Below are 25,708 nucleotides of genomic sequence, written 5' to 3' on the forward strand. Positions count from 1 at the left end.
ATGCTTTATTATCTTTAAAAAAATAAGAGGTTAAGCCATTACAGATGTTGTTTTGGTCTATGCACTTTTTTCTAAACGGGGGATGAATTTAGAATTATGGAGTGTGAATAATGCAACGCAAATTGAAATTAAGTTTTTATGCGTTAATGACCAGTAGTTTTTTTGTGAAAGTTGCGAATGCAGATGGTGTAGCGACATTAAAAGAAAAGCTATTAACACCAGTCGGCATCAATGAACATCTAGAAGAGACAAGAAAATTGTTCTCAAAAGTGAGGGGATTAAAAGAGAAAAAAGAGGGGGCAAAAATCATAGTGCATGAAAAGAGGATAGAAGGAAGGAAGCCTTCAGAAGAGGAAAGGAAGGGGGCAGACAACTTGTTCTTTGAAGTTCTCACAAATTCAATAATAAGTGATGGTGCTACGATCTATATTAATAACCGTGAATCTGAAGTTTCTGAAATAAATAGCTTTAACTATGAAGATGCCGGCTATTCCATCAATAATACGGTTCAACAGGGAGGAAAACTCTATATTGATGCAGCAAGTGTTAGTCGAGATACGTCAATTGAGCATGGTGGGATTGAGCTTGTCAAAAATCTAAGTACTTCAGAATATGCCACGGTTAAAAAAGGGGGGCAACAAATTGTTGAAAGTGGTGCAAATGCTGAAGGGGCTCAAATTCTTGGGGGTGAGCAGATTATTTTTGGTAAGGGGATGATCCTTGGAGATGGTTCAGGTCTTGAAGATAAGGCAAGTAGTGCTTATGGCACTGAAATTCAGGCCGCAGATGGAATGCCAGGAATACAAAATGTCTATAGTGGGGGGATGGCTGTTGATACAAGGATTATGAAAGGAGGCATCCAGAATATTGATGGCCAAGGGAATTTTAATAACGGCTTCTCAGAAGATGCTGATACAGCCGATACAGAAGATGAGGATTTTACAATCAATGAGGGGGCTTTTGCACTGAGTACCGAGCTTTTTAAAAATGGGATGCAGAATATTTTTGCGGGAGGGAATGCGAGTGAAGTTACTTTATACGATAGAGCGACTCAGAAGATATATGATGCTGGATATGCGGATACTTTAACAATTAATCATCAAGCAACATCTTGGTTACTTGCTGGTGCGATATTAGATAAGGAGACAAATATTTATGATTTTGGCAGCCTCTATCTTTATGCAGGGAATGGTAAAGCTATTACGGAAGTAGAAAATCTTAATTTAAATGGAGAAGATACCAAGCTATACATTATTGCTTCTGAAAATAACGGCAAAAAACCTCAGGTTAATATCCAGAATTTAAAAGGAAATGGGAGAGTTATTTTTACCTCTTCAGGGGCTCATAAGCATTACTCTGAGCTTAATATTGAGGATCTTTCAGGTTCTTTCCATTTCGATTTTAATGTCAACTTTGCCAAGCACCTTAGTGATTATCTTGTCATTAAAGAAAGGAGCTCTGGTTCCCACACAATAAGCGTTATCGATTCTGGGCGTGAAATTATAAATTCTTCTCACAAAAAGCTTAAATTAATTTCTGATCACAGTGGAGATGCGCGTTTTACTCTGACAAACACTTTTGGTGAAAAAATCGAAACGATTGATGCTGGAACCTATCGGTATCGTTTGAAACATAGAAAAGATAAAGGCACCGGTAAAATTTGGTATTTAGATGCGAATTATGCTCTTGATGAGACAAATATCTCTTTATTTACTGATTTTAGCTTGCAGTCATCTACTTCTTCATTACCGGATGAACTTACAGAATTGACTATTGAAAAGGGAATGACTGTCACGATTGCTGATCCTAGCTTTGACATGAGCAGCACAAAAGTTAAGAGTAATGGAGAAACTTCAATTAGTAATACAGTTAAAGATGGTGGAAAGCTCTCTGTTTATAGCGGTGGTTTTAGCTTGTATACGACAATTCAAAGAGGCGGGATTGAGCTTATTAAAAGGCAAGGTATTTCACAAGATAGTATAGTCAAGAGAGGTGGACAACAAAGGATTGAAGAGGGGGGAAAAGCTGAAGGGGCTAAAATTTATGGTGGTGAGCAGTTTGTTTCAGGAAAGTCTGTTATCAAGGGTGCGGTGGTAAGGAGCAGCACCTATGACACCGTCATTTCTGGTGAAAACGGGGTGCGAGGATATCAGAATGTGTATGATGATGGAGAGGTTTTTCGTACAAAGATCATGGAAGGAGGGGTACAAAATCTTTATGTAGAAGGGGATCTCGACGATTATAGAAGTTTTGCATCTAATACAGAGGTTTTTTCTGGTGGAGAGCAATATGTTTTAGCGGGGGGAATAGCCGTTGGCGTTACTTTACAAGGGAGTGCTTTTCAGAAAATAGATTTAGGGGGCTATGTAAAAGATTTAATCATTAAGGATCAAGCACAATCATGGTTACATCCTGGTGCAACATTAGAGGGAAGCACCATGATTCATGATTCTGGGCGAATTTATCTTTATGCTGGCCCTGAGCGATCTCGTACTGAAGTAGAAAAAATTATTTTAAATGGCGAAGATACAAAATTGTACGCTATTGCTTCTGATATGGACAATGAAAGTTCTTTAATTGAGAACTTAAGTGGTAATGGTCGAGTTATTTTTACTTCTACCGTATTTAATCCACATTACTCTAAACTTGAGGTCGGTAATCTTTCTGGGAAATTACATTTTAGTTTTAATACCAATTTTGAGGAGCAGCGTGGTGATTATCTTCTTATCAAAAAGGGGGAAGGAGATCACACCATCAGCGTTATCGATTCTGGTGTTGAAATTGCCGATTCTTCTCTCCTAAATCAGAATTTAGTTTTAGAGCTTGATTTAATTCATGACCAAAGCGGCAATGCAAACTTTACTCTGATAGATTTTTCTGGTGAGGAGGTAGCTACTGTTGACAATGGAGTATACATGTATGCTCTAAAGACGAAAGATCATAACGGTGGAAAGATTTGGTCTTTATCGACATTATCGACAGCGGAAGAAATTTTTACTCCTATCGTTCCTCCATCTCATACCGAGTTGCCTATAGATAAGCTTCCTGAAAAAGAAGAAAATATGACGTCGTCGCAAGATGTTAATATTAATTTTGATCCATATTCTAATGTCATTAATTTCAGTATTCGTGAGGGAGGAGGAATTCTACAAAACTTTTTGCTCGATGGTGATCGCACAGTTCATATCTCTGATGATGGAGAGCAAGGTGCTCCTAAGCAATCCATTAACGTTACAGTTGAGGGATCTGGAAGACTTTATGTTGAGTCTGGTGGTTTTGTTAAGAATACAACAATTGCAAATGGTGGTTCTGAGATTGTAGGGGAACAGGGAATCTCGGAGTCTACGATTATTTACCAAGGCGGGCAACAAAAGGTAGAAGGAGGAGGAACAGCATTGCAGACCACAATTTACGGTGGTGATCAACTGATTTGGGGAGATAGTTACGTGAACGGTGGGATTGTTGGGAGCAGTGCTTATGATACGATAATTTATGGTCAAGGGGATATGCTAGGACAGCAGAATGTATATGATGATGGAATGGCAGTGGGAACAAAAGTAATGAGTGGTGGAATACAAACTCTTGCTAAATGGTTCCCTGATGATGATAACTTTGCAGAAAAAACCGGTGGCTTAGCGGTGAATACTGAGGTTTTTGCGGATGGTGTACAGAGAGTATTAGCAGGGGGTGAAGCAAATACAGTAATTTTACGTACTGGTGGTGCTCAAGAAGTTCACGCTGGGGGTATTGTAAAAAATCTAACAATTGAAGAGGGAGCCAATTCATGGGTCTTTGCTGGTGCGATGTTAGAAGGAAAAATAGAGGTTCAGGATTTGGGACGACTCCACCTTTATGCTGGAAATGATCATCAACAAACTAAAGCAGAAAATATCAATCTAAATGGAGAAAAGGCTCAATTATACTTCATTGCTCATGAATTTGACGACAAAAGTACACATGTTCAGCAGTTAAGCGGTGTAGGAAAAGTTGTTTTTACCTCTTCTGAAGATGATTTGTATTACTCTAAGCTTTCTGTTGATGATCTTTCGGGGAGTCTTCATTTCAGTTTTAATGTCAGCCTTGCAGAAGGAGAAGGGGATTATCTTTTTATCAAAAATGGTCATGGCTCTCACACAATAAGTGTGGTTGATTCTGGTATTGAAATTGTTGATCCTTCTTCAACAGAACTTGATTTAATTTTGGATCAAAGTGGAGGCGCTTCTTTTACTCTACAAAGTTTTTCTGGTGCAAAAATTGGAATGGTTGATGGTGGAACCTACATGTATGGTTTAAAACAAAAAATTAGGGAGGATGGGGGTGAAAAAGTTTGGTATTTATCTGCAGTTTTTATTGATAATTTTCCATTTCTTAACAATTTTCCGCAGCGTAGAAGCAGATCTGCGCGGCATTTAAGTCAAAATCAACCAGTTTCTTCTCTTTCAACGCTTACAAATACACAGGAGCATGCGATTAAATTACCTCGTCAAAGAGAAAACCGCCACAACGTGAGTCAAAAATCTCTAATTTCTGTTTCTTCAATTGTTTCAAATCTAGGAAATCAAATGATTAAAGGAGCAGTTCCATCAGTTTCACATCCTTTTTCTGGTGACAAACAACAGATGGCTGTTTCAGCCTCTTCTCAAGTTTTAGCCGATCAGATGACTTTGCGTCCAAGCAATCAGAAGCAATCTTCTCCACAATTGGGTGAGACACTTTCAGGTTCTCAGTTTTTAACAACACCTTCTACAGATGCGGTATTGTCCATGTCTGCAGCTCCAGCGATGGTGTTCCACAATGAAATGCAAAGCGTGCGTTCGGGAAGAGGAATTCTAGATTACAGTAAAAAGAATACGGCTTTATGGAGCTATGCGATTAAATCGAAAGAGAGCATTGCGACAGAGCATATAGATTTTAAGCTTGATCAGACGGGGATTGTTTTAGGGATCAATGGCTTAAGTGAGTGGGAAAATGGAGAATTTTATATAGGTGGTTTTGGCAGTTATGACCACGCACGCATTGCGCATGCTCGGGGAGGTACCAGCGGTATCAATAGTTATGGCATTGGCGCTTATATCACTTATCTGGATTATAGTGGATGGTATCTCGATGGTATTTTAAAATATAATCATTATCAAAATACGCTGAAGGCGGTTTCCACGAATGGTTTAGGGATTGAAGGCAATTATAAGCAATGGGCGGTTGGAGCCTCCTTTGAAGCAGGTTATCGACTTCAGACGTCCAAGAGTAGTTGGCTGCAGCCTTATGGACAATTTACATGGTTGCAAGTTGAAGGAAAAGAAATCAAGTTATCGAATGACATGAGAGGTGACATGCGTCCCTTCACTTCATTGCGCAGTGAGATTGGGCTGTCTTTAGGGTATGAATTTGGCTCTGGCATGGCTTCTTCCTCACAGGCATATATTACAGCAGCATGGTTGCGTGAGAATAAAGATGACAATCAAACGGTGATTAATGAACGCCATGCATTTACGAGCGATTTATCGGGTAATGCGGGTAAATTAGGGATAGGTTTGAGCAGTTTTGTGAGTGAGAAGTTGAAGTTATATGGTGAGGCTCATTATGTTAAAGGGCGTAAAACAAAACAATCTCTTCAGGGAATTATAGGGGTACGCTATCATTTCTAATGATAAGAGTATAATTATCTTTCAAATCTATAATTGTTTTTGAAAGTTTTTAATAAAGCGTAAATAACTTTTCAGAGCCTACAGACTCGCTTTTCATGACAGATTGTACACTCTCTTTTATATTATAGTTTATGATGTGTTACTTTTTTCTTTGATGAAAAAACTTTGAAAAAATGTAGGAATTTCCTTATATTTTTGGTCAAAAACGCATTGAAGAGATGGTAAAGAACAGTTCTTTGAGTGAAGTAATGAGGCTACTCAGAAGAATTGTTACAATCTAAGGTTGAAAATATATTTTGTAGAGCTAGTTACGTTTGGTGTCTATGCAGGCGTAAAGAGGGGGGAGGATATGGCTACACAATACAAATGGAAACGCAATTTTTGGGTACTCTTGTTGAGCAGCTGTTTTGTACAGGCAGCTGCCGCAAATGAGGGGAGAATACCTCTTTTCTGTCAATCTTCGAGTTATGAAAATGATCAAGTATTTCACGATCAATATCATGAAGATATGAAAACAGGAAGATGCATCCTTGGAGCATCGAATGATTTCATTGTAAGAAGACACAATGAATTAGGCTTTTTAAAAAAGCCTAGCGATTTTACCCTTGTTAAGGGTGCTAGAATTGCAAGCCAGCAGGAGCTTGAGAGTAATCATCGTGACAATGTTGGAGATAATGTGCGAGCACAAAATACTGCGTTTCTTAAAAAACCTGAGCTTATCTTCATTAAAGATGGGGCACTGCTCGAAAATTATGTCCTTGATCATGAAGGTAAAGCATACATTTCAAATGATGGTGAAATTGATAGTCCAGGGCGGTCTATCGATAATACGGTAAAGAATGGTGCGGAGCTTTATGTGTATGCAGGAGGTCTCAGTGAGAATAGTAAAATTGAACATGGTGGAATTGAGAATGTTCAGGCTTTAAAGGGAAAACAAGGCTTTTCGAAAAATGCTGTCGTTAAAGAAGGCGGACAGCAAAGTGTTGGAAATGGAGGAAAAGTAGAGGAGACTAAAATTTATGGTGGGGAGCAGCTTGTTTTTGGGGAGGGGGATGTTGGAGGAGAGCTTAAAGGGAGTAGCGCTTCTCATACAGTCATTTATGGTCAAGAGGAAACATTCGGTCAACAAAAAGTATATGATGGGGGTAAAGTTTGGAATACAAAAGTTATGCGAGGGGGCATCCAAGAGGTTGGAACAAAGTCTGAAGATGCAAAAAATGGTGGTTTTGCATTTGATACAGAAGTTTTTGCTGGTGGTAAACAGCGTATCTTAAAAGGCGGTCAGGCTATTGGAGTCACTTTAAATGAGAACGCTATTCAGGAAATATATACGGATGGATCTGTAAAAAATCTAACAATGAATGATGAAACAAAATCATGGGTACATGCTGGAGCGACATTAGAAGGCAAGACACAAGTAAATCATTCTGGACAGCTTCATCTTTATGCTGGGAATGATGAACATCGCACCACAGTAGAAGATATTCTTTTAAATGGAAAAGAGACAAAACTGTATTCACTTGCGGATGAGTCTGATGGAAAAAGCTCTTTGATACAAAAATTAAGTGGTGAGGGGAGTGTTATTTTTGCATTTACGGGTTCTGATCCCTATTATTCTCAGCTTCATGTGAATAATCTTTCAGGAAGTTTACATTTCGCATTCAATACCACAATTGCCCAAGACCGTGGAGATTATCTCTTCGTTGAGAAAGGCGCAGGGAATCATACGATAACTGTTGCTGATTCTGGTGTTGAAATCACGGATCCTTTTTCACATAAACGTGATTTAATTACGGATCAAAGTGGTGGAGCGCATTTTACGCTGACAGATCTTAAGGGTGAAAATATTAATGCCCTTGATGGTGGAACTTATATGTATGGTCTGAAAGAAAGAAAGGATGAAAATGGAAAAGTTTGGTTTTTATCTGCAGACCGCCTCAGTGGACCGGAAAACTCTATTCCAGATCCTACAAATCCGTTTGTTCCTGGGGGAACATTAACCACTCCTTCTACGGATGCAGTGTTAACGTTGTCCGTCGTTCCTGGACTTATTTTTAACAATGAATTGCAAAGTGTACGGAATGGTAGAAAAATTTGGAACAGAAATAGAAAAGATATCGAGCTATGGACTTATGGGATTAAGAGCAGAGAACGCATTGCGACAGGCCATACACACTTTAAGCTTGGGCAGACAGGTTTAGTCTTTGGTGCTGATCAGCTGAATGAATTAAGGCATGGAGAATTATATGTTGGAGGTTTTGCTAGTTATGATCAAGCACGTGTTTCCCATGCGCGAGGGGGGGACAGTGATTTAAGCTCTTATAGCATTGGAACTTACGCAACTTATTTTGATCACCGTGGATGGTATATGGATGGTGTTTTGAAATATAATTATTATAAAGATAATTTGAAAGCCATCTCAACGAATGGTTTAGCGATTCAAAGTCATTACAATCAATGGGCAATCGGTGGATCATTTGAAATTGGTTGTTATTTTGAACCAGCGCAAAATACTTGGATGCAGCCTTATATCAAACTAACAGGTCTGCAGGTTGAAGGTAAAAAAATAAAACTTTCCAATGGAATGGTCGGTGATTTAAGTCCATTGATTTCATTCCGTAGTGAAGTTGGACTAACGGCAGGGCATGAATTCTTTGTGAATTCAGAAACTTCATTGACAGCTTATATAATGGCAGCTTGGTTGCGTGAGAATATAAATGATAATCATGCGATAATTAATAACCAGCATAAATTTATCACAGACTTATCGGGTAGTGCGGGTAAATTAGGAATTGGTTTAAACAGTTCGGTCAATGATAAACTCACACTTTATGCGGAAGCATATTATCTAAAAGGACATAAGATTAAAAATGCTCTTCAAGGTATTTTAGGATTACGCTATAATTTCTAAGTACACCTTTACACGGCTGATTAATTTTATAACTTTAAACAGATAACGCTTCACTACGTCTTTTTGAGAGTATAGAGCCCTTTTCAAACAGTAAGGATGCTTTTATACTCTCTTTTAAGACAAGGTATTAATTTATTATAGAGTGTTCATTGTCTTGTATATTGAATGAAAGTTTTGAACATCGTAGGATTCTTTCATTTTAAATCTGTTCCATGTTGAATCAATCAAAACCATTTGCTTGCACGTCACAAGGGGGAGAGCCGTGTAGAATAAAATTGTGCACGAAAGCACTCAAAATGCTTCTGATGAATCACTTCAAGTGCTAAGGATTATCGCAACATTTTAGAGCTGGTAAAGTGTGTGATAGAGTCAACTTGCTTTACCATAAGCGTAAAGATGGAAGTCTTTAATGGGTTTATTATATTATTCATTATCGACGTGAGGAAATAGATTCACGGCATATTGAGAGATGTCTCTTTAAAACAGACCCGTGTATATGCAATCCAAGGGCGCTTTGTTTTACATGGGGGTTGGAACCTCGTTAAAGGGCATGTACATTTTCCCTCCATAATTTCAAATACAAATACGCAAATTATTCCTTGAATTCAAGTAAACAATTTGAATTTTATTCAGTTTTTCTACCTTGAGTTAGCGTTTTTAGTGGTTGATAAAATAACAACTTTTAGTTGTTTAATTTTTAAAAAATACACTAAAAAATTGCATTTAGACATAAATAAAACACATTATGATACAATCTAAAACGTACTACCTGCGTAGCCGCGGGGTATTTTTCTAAATAATTGAGAGTGGAGTGTGGATAATGCGATATAAATACAAGTTAAGTTTTTCAGCATTGATGATTAGTAGTTTTCTTGTGCAATCTGCAAGTGCAGTTGAGAGTAGAAATGGAGAGCTAACGAGAGTAACACAGGTGAGAAGTGGAGGGACGGTGCCAAAAGGTTCAGTACTGATTACAAGTGCGTTTCTTAGTAATAATATTAAAATCGGGGATGACAGCATTGAGCTTGTTGAAAATGGAGCAGTTTCTCTAGAATCCACTATTCAAAAAGGTGGGATGCAAATCGTTACACGCGCAGGAAAGGCAATGCTAACTAAAATCCTTGGAGGGAAACAATTAGTTTTTGAAGATAGAGATGTTGATCTCGCAAGTGTGTTGAGCCGAAGCATTGCATATGGGGCCACAGTTACTGGCGGTGGTGGAGGAATAGGACAGCAGGATGTATATGATGGAGCACAGGCTGAAAATACGAAAGTGGGTAATGATGGAGAACAAAATCTTTATGCGGGAGAAAGAAAAGAGGGGGGAAAGTCAGTTAAAACTTCGGTTTTTGGAAATGGCAGGCAACATGTTTTAGCATTAGGAGAGTCTGTAGGAACTACCTTAAGTGAAAGAGCTATTCAAGTTGTCTATCCTAGAGGGCTCGTGAATACTTTAACAATTACGGATCATGCCAAATCGTGGCTCCATGTTAATGCGAAAGATGTCGTTGGAAAAGTAAGAGTCAATGGCCAGGGAGAACTTTATTTATTTGCGGGTGATGGGACAAACCATATTACAAAAGAAAAGCTTTCTATACGGGGAAGAGTTGATGAAACACTATTTTTTGTTGGTGAGCGGGAGACTAAGCATAAACCACAGATTAAAATTGAAGATTTAGGGGGACAAGATGGAACCGTTATTTTTAGTTCTATTCAGTATGATCCACGTCATATTTCACTTCATGTTGATAGACTTTCAGGAAGTTTACATTTTCGATTTAATATTAGTGCGACATGGGATGTGAGTGATTATTTGTTGATTGGTGAGGGCATAGGGAATCACAAAATAAGCGTTACAGATTCTGGTCGGGAGATTACAGGTTCTCTCTTACAAAGGAATAGTTTTGTTACTGAGCTTCCGTTAATTACCGATAGAAGCCAAGGTGAAGGAGCTAATTTTACCTTGGCAGATCTTTCGGGGAAAGACATTACAGCTGTTGATGGTGGAACCTATCAGTATCAATTGCTGAAGAGAGAAAGATGTGCTAGTTCTAGTGGAACTGCTACAATTTGGTATCTAAGTAAAGCCTCTGAAAATTCAGAGCGTTCTAGTGCTGAAGTACAATGTGTAAACAAGAAAACGAAGGATCCTGTTGTATTATCTCCTGATGTGGGTACACAGTCTAAACAAGGTGGTTCTTCTGGAGGTGAAAATACCCGTGCTCCAAGGTCTCCTAAAAAACAGACACCTAAGAAACGGCCTCCACGTCATTTAAGAGAAGTACAAAGAGTCTCGAGTATTTCAGTATCTTCTTCTCAAGAAAATCAGACTCGTGTCGTGTCGCCGCCATCAGATCCACATCCTTTTTTGGGTGACAAACAACAGATGGCTGTTTCAGCCTCTTCTCAAGTTTTAGCCGATCAAATGACTTTGCGTCCAAGCAATCAGAAGCAACCTTCTCCACAATTGGGTGAGACATTTTCAGGTTCTCAGTTTTTAACAACACCTTCTACAGATGCGGTATTGTCGATGTCTGTGGCTCCAGCGATGGTGTTCCACAATGAAATGCAAAGCGTGCGTTCGGGAAGAGGAATTCTAGATCACAGTAAAAAGAATACGGCTTTATGGAGCTATGCGATTAAATCGAAAGAGAGCATAGCAACAGAGCATATAGATTTTAAGCTCGATCAGACGGGGATTGTTTTAGGGATCAATGGCTTAAGTGAGTGGGAAAATGGAGGGTTTTATGTAGGTGGTTTTGGCAGTTATGACCACGCACGCATTGTGCATGCTCGGGGAGGTACCAGCGGTATCAATAGTTATGGCATTGGCGCTTATATCACTTATCTGGATTATAGTGGATGGTATCTCGATGGTATTTTAAAATATAATCATTATCAAAATACGCTGAAGGCGGTTTCCACGAATGGTTTAGGGATTGAGGGCAGTTATAAGCAATGGGCGGTTGGAGCCTCCTTTGAAGCAGGTTATCGACTTCAGACGTCCAAGAGTAGTTGGTTGCAGCCTTATGGACAATTTACATGGTTGCAAGTTGAAGGAAAAGAAATCAAGTTATCGAATGACATGAGAGGTGACATGCGTCCCTTCACTTCATTGCGCAGTGAGATTGGGCTGTCTTTAGGGTATGAATTTGGCTCTGGCATGGCTTCTTCCTCACAGGCATATATTACAGCAGCATGGTTGCGTGAGAATAAAGATGACAATCAAACGGTGATTAATGAACGCCATGCATTTACGAGCGATTTATCGGGTAATGCGGGTAAATTAGGGATAGGTTTGAGCAGTTTTGTGAGTGAGAAGTTGAAGTTATATGGTGAGGCTCATTATGTTAAAGGGCGTAAAACAAAACAATCTCTTCAGGGAATTATAGGGGTACGCTATCATTTCTAATGATAGAGAATTTTTTAATTGATTTCAGTGAGAGAGGGAATTTTAAAACCTAGGTTTGAAGTGTTTAGAACCGTCTCCTTTTAAAGAAAAAGATTTTCATAAAAGTTATGTATTTTTACGTGTTGTTTTTTTTATAATTGTTATTGTTTAAATGGTAGTTTTGATGGGAAGCGTTTAGAAATATAATAAGGAGTTCAACATTTACTGAGAGGCGGGTGTGATCTTATGATGGGAGGGGCAATTATAGCTGTATCTATTTTATTGAAGTCTTCTTTACAATCCATTCTATATTTTTGAGAATTTGTGTAGATTGTTGCAAAGTCACTTGGCAAAGGACTGCCTGCTCGCTATAGAAACAGTCAGAGAATGTTATCAATAAAATAAAGGTGAGTTAATGGCTTTAGAGCGTACTTTTTCGATGATTAAACCAGATGCAACGCGTCGTAATTTGACAGGCGCAATTACCAAAATGCTTGAGGATGCGGGCTTGCGTGTTATTGCATCTAAACGTGTGTGGATGAGCAAGCGTGAGGCTGAAAATTTTTATGCTGTTCATAAAGAACGCCCTTTTTTTAGCGAATTGGTTGAATTTATGTCTTCTGCTCCAACAATTGTACAGGTTTTGGAAGGAGAAAATGCAATAGCTAAAAACCGTGAAGTGATGGGGGCTACAAATCCTAGTGACGCAGAAGAAGGGACAATTCGTAAGGTTCATGCTTTGTCGATTGGTGAAAATTCTGTTCATGGATCCGATAGTGCTGAAACGGCAAAAACAGAAATCGCTTTTTGGTTTTCTGAGATAGAAATTGTTGGTTAATAAAAGCATAAATAAGAAGCAAAAACCCAAAACATAATGTCTCGGGTTTTTGCTTACAAGATTATAGATCTCTTTGATAGATATGTAGATGTATCATTTTTTTGCTTTTAATATTGCAACTGTTTTTATGGAGAGATAAAGCCTATTAATTTTTTTCTTGAATGCCTTTTATCTGGACACCAACTTTGTTTGTGATGGGTAAAAGAAATGTTTCAATTGATTGATCATCAATAGATTTAAAATAAGTAGATTTATGGGTATCTTTTCTTGTTCAAGGTGCATAAAGATAGATTATCATTATAAATCAGAAGACAATTTTATGAGATGACATGTTTTAAACCTGCGCGAAAATAATCCCACCCTGTCCACAATGTAAGAAGGGCGGCAATCCACAACATAGTAATGCCAAATTCCACCGTGTAAGGAAAAACTTTATTACCTGCTGGTCCTGCTAAAAGAAAGATAATAGCGATCATTTGAACAAAAGTTTTCCACTTTGCAAGACGAGAGACTGGAACACTCACTTTTAATTCAGCTAAATATTCACGTAATCCTGATACAAGAATTTCTCGGCAAAGAATGATAATGGCTGCCCATAAAGTCCATCCAGCGATGGTACTGTCTGCGGCAAGCAAGAGCAAACAAGCTGAGACGAGAAGTTTATCAGCAATTGGATCTAACATACGACCAATATTGGATGTTTGTTCCCAAATACGGGCAAGATAACCATCAAGAAAATCAGTAATAGATGCAATGACAAAAATAGACACGGCAATCCAGCGCGCAATATCACTTGATTGGAGGCGTCCTTCTAAAAAAAAGCACGCAACAACCATGGGGACTGCAACAATTCGTGCATAAGTTAAGAGATTCGGAAAAGAAAAAGTATGATTTTTCATAGAGCTATTTTCAATTCTTGTGAAAGGGAAATATATTTGCTAAACGTAACAAGGCTAAAGTAATGAAACAAGCCTATTTTTCATGAAAATGGTTATGAATTTTTTGTGCGGTTGCAAGAGATATTCCTGTCACTTTTTTCAAATCTTCAAGTGAGGCACCAGCAACAGCTTTGGCACTTCCAAAATGATGAAGCAACGCTCGTTTTCTTGACGGACCGATATTTTCGATTTCATCAAGTGGATTTTTGAATGTTGCTTTTTTTCGTTTTATTCTATGCGCGCCAATGGCAAAACGGTGTGCTTCATCACGCAGACGTTGCAAAAAATAAAGAATAGGATCACGGGGGGGAAGTGTAAAAGGAGGAGTACCTTTTATAAAAAATCGTTCACGTCCCGCATGACGGTCAACACCTTTGGCGATTCCAATAACTGTAATCAGGTTATTTAATTGTAATTCAGCAAGTATTGTATGCACAGTGTTGATTTGTCCTTCACCACCATCGATTAAGATAAGATCAGGCCAAATGGGAAAAAGATCATCCTCTTGATCTTTTATATCATGATTTTTATTTGGCAAATCATGTTCTTTGATAAGGCGTGAAAATCTTCGTTTAATCACTTCTTTCATCATGCCAAAATCATCGCCAGGCGTGATATCTGTTGAGCGAATGTTGAATTTGCGATATTGATTTTTAACAAATCCCATTTGACCAGCAACAACCATAGCCCCTACAGAATTTGTTCCCATAATATGAGAATTGTCATAGACTTCTATACGGCGCGGAGGAAAAGGGAGCTGGAATGTTTCAGCAAGCCCCTGAAGCAATTTTGTATGGGTTGCTGTTTCGGCGAGCTTATGTTCAAGCGCTTCATGAGCATTGAGAGAGGCATGGTTAACAAGCGTTTTCCGTTCACCTTGCTTGGGTAAAGAGAGAGACACTTTGTGATTTGCTTTGAGGCTTAATGCTTCTGTAAGAAGTGTCTTTTCTTCAATTTCTTCAGATAAAAGGATGCTTTTGGGAAGGGGTTTATCATCGTAAAATTGGGCAAGAAAACTTGCTAAAATTTCATTACGGGAAAAAGAGGGATCTGCTTTAGGAAAATAGGCTCGGTTTCCCCAATTTTGCCCCATGCGAAAAAAGAACACTTGAATACAAGTCATTCCTTCCTTTTGAGCAATTGCAAAGACATCTGCTTCTTTTATCGTTTGAGGATTAATACCTTGATGGCTTTGTATGTGAGAAAGGGCTGATAAGCGATCACGATAAGAAGCGGCTTGTTCAAAATCAAGATTTTCTGCAGCTTTATGCATAGCTTGAACCATATCATTTTTAACTGATTGATCTTTTCCCGAAAGAAACGCTTTTGCGTCTCTCACCAGTTCTTTATAATTGCTCTCACTAATTTCATAAGTACAAGGTGCAGAACATCGCTTAATTTGATAAAGCAAACAGGGGCGCGTACGGTTTTCAAAAATTGCATCGGTACAGGTTCGTAATAAAAAAGCGCGTTGCAAAACATGAATTGTTTGTGTCACTGCACCAGCAGAAGCAAAAGGCCCAAAATAATCAGCTTTTTGTGTTCGGGCACCACGATGTTTGTAAAGTGCAGGTGCTCGATGATCATTTGTAATCATGATATAAGGGAAGCTTTTATCATCACGGAGCAATACATTAAAATGTGGATGCAATCTTTTGATAAGATTGGCTTCTAAAAGGAGTGCTTCTGTTTCTGTATGGGTAACGATAAATTCCATATGATATGTTGCACGAATCATACGGGTAATGCGATTATTGTGTCCTTTTTCACGTGCATAGTTTGAAACACGTTTTTTAAGATTACGAGCTTTTCCAACGTAGAGAATATCACCATTTTCACCAATCATTCTGTAAACTCCTGGCTTATGCGGAAGGTGTTTAACAAATTCTTGTATGAATTTAACACCTTGGAATTGATTTTTCTCATTGCTTTGATTGGCATTGTTCCATGTAAGGTTAGAGAGAAAAGAAAGCTTTTCTCGTTCATTTTGCAGATAATTTGTATTATTTTTTAGGATCATTTCGTTTATCAAGAAATGCTTTTTGTTTAACGTATGAAATATTCTTATTTCATTAAATAATGGTTATTTATGTCTTTAATAATTTTTGCTCATCAATAACATGTTATAGCATAAAAGTGTGATTTTAGAGTGCCTATCTTTCATAAAAAATATGAGAGTTGTTTATTTAAGACAGCTTTATGAACGCGCCAATTGTTTCATTAAACATGATTAGAAGAGGAAACTCATAATGATAAGAGGAGACATTTTCTAAAAGAAAAAATAACAAAGAAGTAAAATATTGATTTATAAAAATAATTTATCATTATTGACATTGAATTAAACGCCTGAAAAGTGTAAGATTTTTTCACTTAAAACCGATATCTTTTGCACGTTACAAATGGGGAGAGCCGCGTGGAGTGAAGCTATACAAGAAAGAACTAAACATCCCTTTTATGAGGCGTAAGAATGGTGGTGCTCAATAGCTTTATTGTTCTATAATTCACGTTATCATTATAAGCTTATCATTATTATATTATATATTGATATTATTTAAAAAAATAATAGAGTCTTACCACCTTTGTATCTTACAAAAGGGTATTTTTTAGGGAAAACGTAAGAGCAAAGTCTAATTTAGATGTTCTCTTTGAAGCCATTTGTACGTTATTTGAGCATTTTCATCTTGTCCAAGACGGTTGATAAGAAAGGGGCTGAGCTTTTTAATTTCGTTTTCCAAAAGATAGGGAGGGTTGATAATAATCATTCCACTTCCATTCATTATCGGTGGACTTGAATTTTTTCGGATACGCATTTCAAGCTGTAAAATTTTAGGAATCCCTGTTTGATAAAGCGCATCAAGAAAACTTTCAATTTCTTTGTCATGTTTAACAGGATACCATAAAGCATAGATTCCTCCAGAAAAACGGCGATAGGCTTTCATTAATCCCTCAATAAGGCGGGAAAATTCTCCAGTTTTTTCAAAGGGAGGGTCCACAAGGATAAACCCGCGTTTTTCTTTGGGGGGTAAATGAGCATTTAAGGAAAGCCAACCATCCAAATGCAGAACTTTTGTTTGATAATCGCCAGCAAAATTTTTTGCTAAAATATGATAATCTTCATTGTGCAATTCTATTGCGGTAAGGCGATCTTGTTTGCGTAATAATTGACGAATAAGAACAGGAGATCCAGGATAAAATACAATTTCTTCTTCTCCTTTATTAAGGGCATCAATGATATCACACCATGGATAAAGGAGAGCTCTCAAATCTTCAGGGATTGGCGTTGAAAAAATTCGTTGCACACCTTCGCGCCACTCTCCTGTTTTATGGGCTTCTAAAGAAGAGAGGTCATAAATACCGATACCAGCATGCGTATCTATAACGCGAAAAGCTTTTTCTTTGCGTTTGAGATACTCTACAATACGCATGACAATAATGTGTTTAAAAACATCAGCAAAATTGCCAGCATGGTAAATATGCCGATAGTTCATGGGAAAAACTCTATCATATGGATAACTGTATCAGGTTATTAGCATAGAATAATAGAATTGATATCCATAAAAATTTTTTTGTGGAAATTAAATAAGCCTCTCATCAAAAAATGATACACATAAAATATGAATGTCACGGGAGCCTTATTTCATTGGGATTTTAAACCTTTTCTATGAAAGTTGAACAAGAAGAGGGAAAACATTTCAATGGAAGCTCTTTATTGAATAAAGATGAAAGCGAGCATCATCATATCCTTATATATTGCGACTTATTTTCTAGGCCTTGGATAATTAAGCTGGTCTAGAAGAGCATTTAAGAGTTTTTATCTCTCTATGCTAACCTTGCTTGTAATGTGCAAATGAATAATTCTTATAAATTAATGTATTATTTTACGCGTTAATAATAAGACATATTCTCAGATATGATCACGCCTACAAATATTGTCTCATACACATTTTGAGTGAGTCTATATTACGATATTACACTTAAACACTCAGAAAAATGTGAGGTTGCATCTTTTAAAAAATTGGCTGATTAATTGACGACGATCACTCTTCTTCCATTAAAAAGCGTGTGATTTCTTTTAAGTTGAGAAAAAAATATATAAATAGGATACAATATTTGATACATTCTTCAGAGGTAGCATGAATAAGTCAGATAAAAAGCATAGAGTAGAGATTAATGGGTAATATTTTTTCACCAACACATTTAATTATAATTTTATTGCTTATTTTTTTGCTTTTCGGACGTGGTAAAATTTCTGAATTAATGGGCGATGTTGCTAAGGGAATTAAAGCCTTTAAAAAGAATATGAAGGAAGAAGAGGGAGGCATTGAGGATAACGTTGAAATGGCTGCTTCTTCCCAAATCATTGATGGAGAATCTCAACCATCTCAGCCGATATCGGTAAAACATGTAGCAACACGCAGAAAGGCTTCCTCTCACTCTAAAGGAGGCAAGATGTCTGTTGCTAAAAAACAGCGTGTCAAATAATAAACCTATTAAATAACAAAAACGTCATCATCATTGTGCATTATTTTTTATGAGGAAGTCGAGTATAAGCGATGTTTGGGATTGATGGACCAGAGCTTGTCGTGATCTTACTTGTTCTCATCATTGTCGTTGGACCGAAAGATTTGCCTAAAATACTCAAGACAATCGCAAGGGTAAGAGCTTATATGCATTCAACAGCAAATGAACTTCGTCACCAGTTTGATGATGTAATAAAACAAATTGAGAGCGATGATTTGCAAAAAACATGTTCGGATATGAACGATTCAAGCGAGAAGTTGACAGAAACTTTTGATTCCATTCAAAATACAGTGGAGGGTATTCACGATAATTTGGGTATTAAGGCAATTCACTATAAATCAGAAAAAGAACTGTTGGCATGTGATCAAAAGGCAATCAAGAAAGATAGGACAGTCTCTCGTGCTTCTCATCACCCTGAAAGCGTTTCTATTGCTTCTAAAGATAAAAAAGATGTGTCATGAATGTAAAAAAAGATGAAGTTGATGCCAATATGGTACCACTTTTAGAACATTTAATTGAACTTCGTCAGAGAATTATTTGGGTTTTGGTTGCATTTATGATCGCTTTTATGATGTGTTTTCTTGTTAAAGATTATATCTTGAATTTTTTACTATGGCCGTATCAATGGGCGATGAAAATAGCAGGAGGGAATCCTGAGAGTATTCGTTTGCAATCAACGCAGGTATGGGAAACTTTTTTAACAAAGATGAAACTTGCTGCTTTTGGGGGAATTATTTTATCGTTTCCTTATATGGCTTTTCAGTTCTATAGTTTTATTGCACCAGGGCTTTATAAAAATGAGCGCAGAGCTTTTTTGCCCTTTCTCATTGGTGGCCCTATTTTATTTTGTATTGGAGGAGCATTTGTTTATGCTCTATTGGCGCCAATAATACTATGGTTTAGCCTTTCTCAACAATTTCTTCCAGATGCTCAATTAAAGATAGAGTTTGTCGTACGTATTTCTGATTATTTGGGCTTTATGACGTCGTTTATCCTCATTTTTGGTTTGATTTTTCAATTGCCTCTTGTCATCAGTCTTTTAACAAAAGTTAGATTTTTAACGTCTCATGATTTGGTTTCTAAACGAAAATGGGCTATTCTGCTCTCTTTTATTATTGCGGCAATGATAACGCCATCGGATTTTTTTACGATGTTTGCAGTAGCTTTACCAACGATAGCGCTTTATGAGATCTCAATTTTAATTGCTTACGGTATAGAAAAGAGAAGAAAATCCGCTTAAGAAAAGTGTATGATTTTACGTGATGAGAAATGAATAAAAACGATATAGAATAAAAACAATATAAATGAGGAATTTTAATGCTTGATATTAAGTGGATTCGCGAAAATCCAGAAGAATTAGATAAAGCACTCGTAAGGAGAGGCCTTGAGCCACAAGCTGAAAGGTTAATACAACTTGATCTTGCACGCCGGTCCTATGTTGCTAAGGTACAATTAGCACAGGAACGTCGCAATGCGATTTCAAAGGAAATAGGACAAGCTTTAGCTGTATCTGATGAGCAAATGGCTGAACGTCTTAGAGCTGAAGTTGAAGAGATTAAAGTCTTTCTTTCTTCTGCAACAGTGGAAGAAAGAAAGCTTTCGGAAAATCTTGAAAAAATTCTTTCAGCTCTTCCCAATATTCCATTGGATGATGTTCCGGAAGGTAAAGATGAAAGTGATAATGTTGTCATTCGACATTTTGGGACACCTCCAACCTTTAATTTTACACCAAAGGAGCATTTTGATCTTGGTCAAGATCTCAAGCAGATGAATTTTGAGCGAGCTAGTCGTTTATCTGGAACACGTTTTACAGTGCTTTCAGGGGCGTTAGCGCGGCTAGAACGAGCATTGGGACAATTTATGCTTGATGTGCATGTCAATGAGCATGGTTATACAGAAGTTTCTGTTCCTCTTCTTGTTCGTGATGAGATTGTTTATGGAGCAGCTCAATTGCCGAAGTTTGCTGAAGATCTCTTTCAAACAACAGATGGCCGATGGCTTATTTCCACAGCAGAAGTGCCATTAACGAACTTGGTCAACGATGAAATTCTTGAAATATCAGATTTGCCACTGCGATTTTCTTCTTTATCTCCCTGTTTTCGTTCAGAGGCGGGAGCGGCTGGTCGTGATACACGCGGTATGTTGCGTCAGCACCAGTTTTGGAAGGTAGAAATGGTCTCGATTACCAGTGAAGAGCAGTCTCTCATTGAATTGGAACGTATGACAGAATGTGCAGAAGATATCTTAAAACGACTCGATTTGCCTTTTCGCACAGTAGTTCTTTCTACGGGAGATATGGGGTTTGCAGCACGTAAAACTTATGACATTGAGGTTTGGCTTCCCGGACAAGAATGTTATCGTGAAATTTCTAGTTGTTCTGTTTGTGGAGACTTTCAAGGTCGTCGTATGAACGCTCGCTATCGTAAAGAAGGCGATAAAAAATTACATTTTATTCATAGTCTTAATGGTTCTGGTACAGCTGTTGGCCGTTGTCTTATTGCTGTGCTTGAAAATTATCAACAGGCTGATGGGTCAATTATTGTTCCGGATGTTTTACAACCCTATATGGGAGGCATGCGTTATATTACTGCTTAATTTTCGAAAGGAGAGACACTATGCGTTTATTGCAAAGAGGTAATGCTGTGCAAACGCAAGGTTTTGCCATTTTAAAAGAAGCGGTTTGTAGGGATAATAAAGGTGCATCTCCATTAGAGAGTGAATGATACTATGGAGCAAAAGGGTATTTTGCAATTTCGTGAGGAGTTGGCTGCTCTTGTCCTGAAAATGCGTAGCAAAGGCATTGATGACATGCGCTTTTTTTCGACATTAGAGAAAATTCCACGTCAACAATTTGTTTCTGCTCCGTGGTTTAATAGTGCTTATGATAATAAAGTTATTCCCCTTGAGTGTGGGGAATATATGGAACGTTTGGAAGAACAACTCTTAATTCTTTCGGCACTATCATTGAAAAAAAAGCATCGTGTCTTAGAAATTGGTACAGGCTCTGGCTTTTGTACGGCTCTTATGGCATGCTTAAGTGACCGTGTGACAACGGTTGATCGTTATAAAACGCTTGTTGATTTAGCACGCCAAAAATTCCAAACTTTGGGTATTGAAAATATTGTTATACGCCAGTGTGATGGAAGTCATAATGTTGTAGGTTTGGGATCATTTGATCGCATTCTTATTTGGCCATCACGTTCTGATGAACCTAAGGAGTTTTTAGAACTTTTAGCTGAAAATGGAATTCTCATTCAGGCGATAGGACCTGATGAAGGGGTACAAACGGTGACGCGCTATACAAAAATTGGGAGTCGATTTGAGTGTTTAGAACTGTTTCAAGTGCGTTATCAACCTTTTATTAAAGGTATTGCGGAGAGACTCTAATTTTTAAAATTTAAGAAATAGTACAAATTATTTTACTTTCTCTATTAAATTCACTTTGATCTTAATTAAAGATATTTATGAATAAAACATTTCATTTTAACACTTCGGTAATTTAAAAAAGCTTTAATGGAGTAAGTTGAGTATTGATGAGTGAGCAAAACGATGTGTCTAAAAGCTTTGGATAATATTTTTCAGTATAATTTTCAGAGAATAACTTTTTTAGCGGTGGTAACTATTGTTGCTGGTTGTAGTTCTGGTTCACAACGTTTTTCCAATATTGCTTCTCATCATAGGGAACCATCTCAATCAGATATAGTGAACTCTATGTCTACAGATCCGAGAATGCTATCGTACGGCGGGGAAATGATACAAAGCACTGAGTTGCCTCCTGTGGAGCCAAGTGATGATTCGTGGATCGATGACAATCCTCCCTATAATTCTTCACAGCAAGGTAGGGGAGTTTCTTCTGATGATCGTGTTATGGGGGCACCTCCACGTAACCTTGGAACACTTTCCCGTTCACAAATGAATAACTCTCCTATTTTCCGGCAGAACTCTTATATTGTCCAGAGTGGAGATACACTACTCAGTATTGCACGACAAGTAGGGGTTAGTGTGGAGGCATTAAAATCAGCAAATGGTATAAACAGCAATTCCATTTATATCGGTCAGGTTCTTGTGCTTCCAAGCAGACGTACGTTAGCAACTTCAACAGCAAAATCTTCATTCCAACCTCAGGTGACGTCTTCTATAAAGAATAAGAAAGCTTCTCCTATATATAAAGCTCCTGTAACAACGCCACTTTCTGCACAGGTGAACAGGTCAAATCCTGAAAAAAATTCTTCTAAACAGATGATGCAATTAAACCATGAATCTGATTTATCAAGTACCGTTACACGTACAGATAATATTAAGACGCCGCAAGCCACAGGGATTTCTAAGATGCGCTGGCCGGTACGAGGGCGTTTATTAAGCCAGTTTGGTCAAAAAAAAGGAACCATAATGAATCGAGGAATAGACATTGCTGTACCTGAAGGATCATCGGTAAAGGCGGCGGAAAATGGTGTCGTTATTTATGCGGGAGATGGATTAAAAGAGCTGGGTAATGTTGTTATGATTCGACATGAAAATAATATTATCACTATTTATGGATGTAATAGTCAGCTTGTTGTTAACAAAGGCCAAAGGATAAGACGCGGTGATGAGATTGCGAAGTCGGGTGTTTCAGGAAATGTTAAAACGCCACGTGTTTATTTTGAGATGCGTAAAAATTCGTTACCCGTTGATCCTCTTAAATATTTGGAAAACTAAGGGATTGATGACATTAAATTTCAATGCGCTTATAGTTTATGGAAATTTCATGAAAACAATTTATTTTCTTAAATCAATAGCACTCATAAGAACCGTTTAAATTTTCTAAAGCTTCTACTTTCGGTGCTAATTCTGCAATCATGATATTTCTGTTCAATTTGCTCTTGTAGATGATTCAAGACACTAAGCAATGTTTGAGGAGTCGAATAATCAATCTGTTATGTTACTTCTTTTTTCAAAGCCGATCTCATTTGATAAAGTATTGACGTGTTTCATGGATTTATCATTACGCTCTATCATCGAAAGATATTAGCACATGTCTAACGTAATAAGTCAGCAAAAAATCATTGATTTAGAAGAGTAGTTTGTTGGGGAGCATTAGAAATTATCATATTTATGTTTATGAAGCATAAGACAAAGAGCATCATACGATTTGCCAACACCCAGCATTCGCAATACTCTTGCATTTGAGAGGGGCATGAGAAAAGATATTTGACTTCTTATCATAAAGAGTTTTTATCTTTATGTTCATTTCACAGGCGTGATGGGCAAGAAATTTTTTTTGATGAATTCAAAGGGTTTGAAATGAGAGCGTTTTTTGGTATTGAGCTCTATTATTCGACATTAAAAAATAATGAGTTATCTCTATAAATTAATGTTTTTCTATTAGAAAAATTGTTTTGTATCGTTTATCGAGTAAGAAAAAAGGCTTCTAGTGGAGGATATATAATAGAGAAAAATAAATCTGTTTTTTAAATTTTTTTCTTATTGTATTCTGTCTCTTAAGGATTTATTGCATTTTCATAAAACCAAGATTACGTTATATCATTATCACTTTTTATAATAAATTCTTTAGGAATTTTTTCTGAATCGGAGTTTTGTTTTAAGAGAGTGGGAAATACCTGAAGTTTAACTATAGGAGATAAAAATGTCTATTACGAACGCTTATGCTCAAAGTGCAGGCGATGTTTCCAGTGGAATTTCATTTGTTAACGCTATCCCATTCATTTTAATTTTTGCAATTATGTATTTTTTTGCCATTCGTCCACAGCGCGCCCAAATGAAAAAACGGCAGGAGATGCTTAATGCAGTACGTCGTGGTGATACAGTTATAACGGGTGGTGGTATTATCGGCAAGGTTACGAAGGTTCACGACGAGAGTGGTGAACTAGAGGTTGAAATTGGTGAGAATATGAATATTCGTGTTGTTCGTTCAACATTAGCGGATGTACGTGTTAAAGGTCAGCCGATTACAGAAAAAAAATCAAAACTTAATGCTAAAACAAAAACACCACAAAAGTCTAAGTCTAAAAAGACTGTGAGGGGAGATGTGAGTATCTCTAAAGAGGAAAAAACTGTATCAAAGGAAAATAAGGAAAATGCATCTTAAAGTGTAAGTGCAAAAGCATTTTTATAAAAAATATCGAAATATAAAGGCAATTTCATTAGGAGGAATGTTTTTATAGTCACGACAGAAAGTAGTGTCTTTGTTTTCTGTAGACTATTAAAATTGTTGTTTTATTTATGGGATATTACGACAAGTTTTCCTGTCTTTTAAACAATGTACCTATTTCCATCAAAGAGAAGTTTCTTATCTTTGTGTTAACTAATCAGAAAAATTTTTAAAAGGTATATAAGTATAGCATTTAATCGCAGTTTATTGCTAAATTTTCATATATTTGTTGTATGATCCGATCAAAATTTTATAGTAAAATCTCTACCTCAATATTCTGAAGAGCTAGGGTTAACCTATCACTATTTGTATTGCCGTTAACTTTTATGGTGAGAAGTAAAAGACAAGAGGGTTTTTAAAAATAAAAGGTGCTTATTTATGTCCGATGCCATTCAAATTCGTGAAGCACATTTCCCAAGTCGTGCACCTATTGATGCTTATGGAAATGGTGGATTTCGCTTTGCTGATATGTCACATAGAGGTTCTATTATTTGTGTCCCATCAGGAATTTATGGCATTGATATGGCTGAGCCTCTTCCCGCTCAAGAGGATCTATCTCGTGTTTTAGAAGAGGCAAATGAGATTGAAGTTTTATTAATAGGGACTGGAACTGAATTATTACGATTACCCGAAGAGTTACGAGTTCTTTTATGGGAAAAGCGTATTTCATCAGATACAATGAGTACAGGAGCAGCGGTGCGTACATTTAATGTTTTATTGGCTGAAGATCGCGCTGTTGCGGCATTATTATTTGCGGTAGAATAAAGCATTGTTTAATAAAATAAATACCTTAGTCTAGCATAAAAGATGCGTGTGATTATTGTGCTGTGTTTCAAAATACAGTCGTTTAAGGCGGTGATATAAGGAACGTAAAATATACATAACTTCCTACATTAAGTGTATTTTAAATACAGCAGCAAGTATTCAGAGCAGGTCTTCGCTTATAGGGACTCGTATATCACATAAGTGATAAGCCTCAGGCAGCTGAGGCGATTTATAAGAGGGATTATTCAAAAAATATCCACACATCCGCTCTGTGTGTCACGTGAAAGGGAATAGGTTTGAAATGAGAGAATGATATGACCTTAGGGTTTCTAATTCAACAGACAAAACGATAAAGTATTGTTATCAACTAATTCGTTATGAGCAATAGCAACTTATCAAAAATAATTGGATTTTTGCCAGACTGGTGCGGAGAGAAATCTTTGCTTCTTAGAAAAGAGAAGAGGTCAATCATTTGATGAAGTTTTTATAATCAGTGCATTTTCTATAAAAGTGCATTGTCATCTATTCAGTTAACAAGAGTTTTGCGT

Annotated in this window: 15 protein-coding genes and 1 pseudogene; 12 read left to right on the top strand and 4 right to left on the bottom strand. The window is 37.2% G+C overall.

The genetic code is table 11. From position 1 onward, the window contains the following. The first annotated feature begins 110 nt into the window (after nt 1-110). The 4 genes from bafA (FJG96_RS05195) to ndk all read left to right on the top strand — a co-directional run bounded on the left by bafA (FJG96_RS05195) (nt 111) and on the right by ndk (nt 12,785). Nucleotides 111-5,645: a BafA family autotransporter gene (gene bafA / locus FJG96_RS05195; RefSeq protein ID WP_139413049.1), complete on the top strand. Its 5,535-nt coding sequence runs from the start codon at nt 111-113 to the stop codon at nt 5,643-5,645. 349 nt (nt 5,646-5,994) lie between these two features. Further along, entirely contained in the window at nt 5,995-8,556 is a 2,562-nt protein-coding gene (bafA, locus tag FJG96_RS05200) for a BafA family autotransporter (RefSeq protein WP_139413050.1), read from the top strand. An 820-nt stretch (nt 8,557-9,376) separates the two neighbouring features. Further along, nucleotides 9,377-11,968, top strand: coding sequence for a BafA family autotransporter (gene bafA / locus FJG96_RS05210; RefSeq protein ID WP_139413051.1), 2,592 nt, complete (start codon nt 9,377-9,379; stop codon nt 11,966-11,968). A gap of 394 nt (nt 11,969-12,362) precedes the next feature. After that, nucleotides 12,363-12,785, top strand: a complete 423-nt coding sequence (gene ndk, locus FJG96_RS05215; protein ID WP_139413052.1) for a nucleoside-diphosphate kinase — start codon at nt 12,363-12,365, stop codon at nt 12,783-12,785. A gap of 317 nt (nt 12,786-13,102) precedes the next feature. On the opposite strand, the gene pgsA is transcribed toward ndk, so the two are convergent. The 3 genes from pgsA to FJG96_RS05230 all read right to left on the bottom strand — a co-directional run bounded on the left by pgsA (nt 13,103) and on the right by FJG96_RS05230 (nt 17,211). Next, on the bottom strand, nt 13,103-13,684 hold the full coding sequence (gene pgsA, locus FJG96_RS05220; protein WP_139413053.1) for a CDP-diacylglycerol--glycerol-3-phosphate 3-phosphatidyltransferase: 582 nt from the start codon (nt 13,682-13,684) through the stop codon (nt 13,103-13,105). A gap of 73 nt (nt 13,685-13,757) precedes the next feature. Further along, nucleotides 13,758-15,743 carry an excinuclease ABC subunit UvrC gene (gene uvrC, locus FJG96_RS05225; RefSeq protein ID WP_139413054.1) on the bottom strand — a complete coding sequence of 662 codons (1,986 nt, stop codon included), beginning with the start codon at nt 15,741-15,743 and terminating at the stop codon, nt 13,758-13,760. Between the two features lie 607 nt (nt 15,744-16,350). Beyond that, nucleotides 16,351-17,211 (bottom strand): 23S rRNA (adenine(2030)-N(6))-methyltransferase RlmJ, encoded by an 861-nt coding sequence (locus FJG96_RS05230; protein ID WP_139413055.1) that lies wholly within the window; start codon nt 17,209-17,211, stop codon nt 16,351-16,353. Nucleotides 17,212-17,893: 682 nt separating this feature from the next. Here FJG96_RS05230 and tatA point away from each other — a divergent pair. The 6 genes from tatA to FJG96_RS05260 all read left to right on the top strand — a co-directional run bounded on the left by tatA (nt 17,894) and on the right by FJG96_RS05260 (nt 22,942). Next, on the top strand, nt 17,894-18,205 hold the full coding sequence (tatA, locus tag FJG96_RS05235; RefSeq protein WP_139413056.1) for a twin-arginine translocase TatA/TatE family subunit: 312 nt from the start codon (nt 17,894-17,896) through the stop codon (nt 18,203-18,205). Nucleotides 18,206-18,276: 71 nt separating this feature from the next. After that, complete coding sequence (locus FJG96_RS05240) at nt 18,277-18,705, top strand: twin-arginine translocase TatA/TatE family subunit (protein WP_139413057.1); 429 nt, start codon at nt 18,277-18,279, stop codon at nt 18,703-18,705. Then, nucleotides 18,702-19,484: a twin-arginine translocase subunit TatC gene (gene tatC / locus FJG96_RS05245; protein ID WP_139413058.1), complete on the top strand. Its 783-nt coding sequence runs from the start codon at nt 18,702-18,704 to the stop codon at nt 19,482-19,484. Before FJG96_RS05240 ends, tatC begins: the two co-directional genes overlap by 4 nt. Before the next feature lie 77 nt (nt 19,485-19,561). After that, nucleotides 19,562-20,839 carry a serine--tRNA ligase gene (gene serS / locus FJG96_RS05250; protein ID WP_139413059.1) on the top strand — a complete coding sequence of 426 codons (1,278 nt, stop codon included), beginning with the start codon at nt 19,562-19,564 and terminating at the stop codon, nt 20,837-20,839. Between the two features lie 132 nt (nt 20,840-20,971). Beyond that, on the top strand, nt 20,972-21,631 hold the full coding sequence (locus tag FJG96_RS05255) for a protein-L-isoaspartate(D-aspartate) O-methyltransferase (protein ID WP_139413060.1): 660 nt from the start codon (nt 20,972-20,974) through the stop codon (nt 21,629-21,631). A 162-nt stretch (nt 21,632-21,793) separates the two neighbouring features. After that, nucleotides 21,794-22,942, top strand: a complete 1,149-nt coding sequence (locus tag FJG96_RS05260) for a M23 family metallopeptidase (protein ID WP_139413061.1) — start codon at nt 21,794-21,796, stop codon at nt 22,940-22,942. A gap of 88 nt (nt 22,943-23,030) precedes the next feature. On the opposite strand, the pseudogene FJG96_RS09315 reads toward FJG96_RS05260, so the two are convergent. Next, nucleotides 23,031-23,160, bottom strand: a pseudogene (locus FJG96_RS09315) (antA/AntB antirepressor family protein); the annotation flags it as partial. Between the two features lie 710 nt (nt 23,161-23,870). Here FJG96_RS09315 and yajC point away from each other — a divergent pair. Next, complete coding sequence (gene yajC / locus FJG96_RS05270; protein WP_139413062.1) at nt 23,871-24,332, top strand: preprotein translocase subunit YajC; 462 nt, start codon at nt 23,871-23,873, stop codon at nt 24,330-24,332. Nucleotides 24,333-24,773: 441 nt separating this feature from the next. After that, nucleotides 24,774-25,160, top strand: coding sequence for an Mth938-like domain-containing protein (locus FJG96_RS05275; protein ID WP_139413063.1), 387 nt, complete (start codon nt 24,774-24,776; stop codon nt 25,158-25,160). The last annotated feature ends 548 nt before the right edge of the window (nt 25,161-25,708 follow it).

The organism is Bartonella mastomydis, assembly GCF_900185775.1.
Taxonomy (GTDB): domain Bacteria; phylum Pseudomonadota; class Alphaproteobacteria; order Rhizobiales; family Rhizobiaceae; genus Bartonella; species Bartonella elizabethae.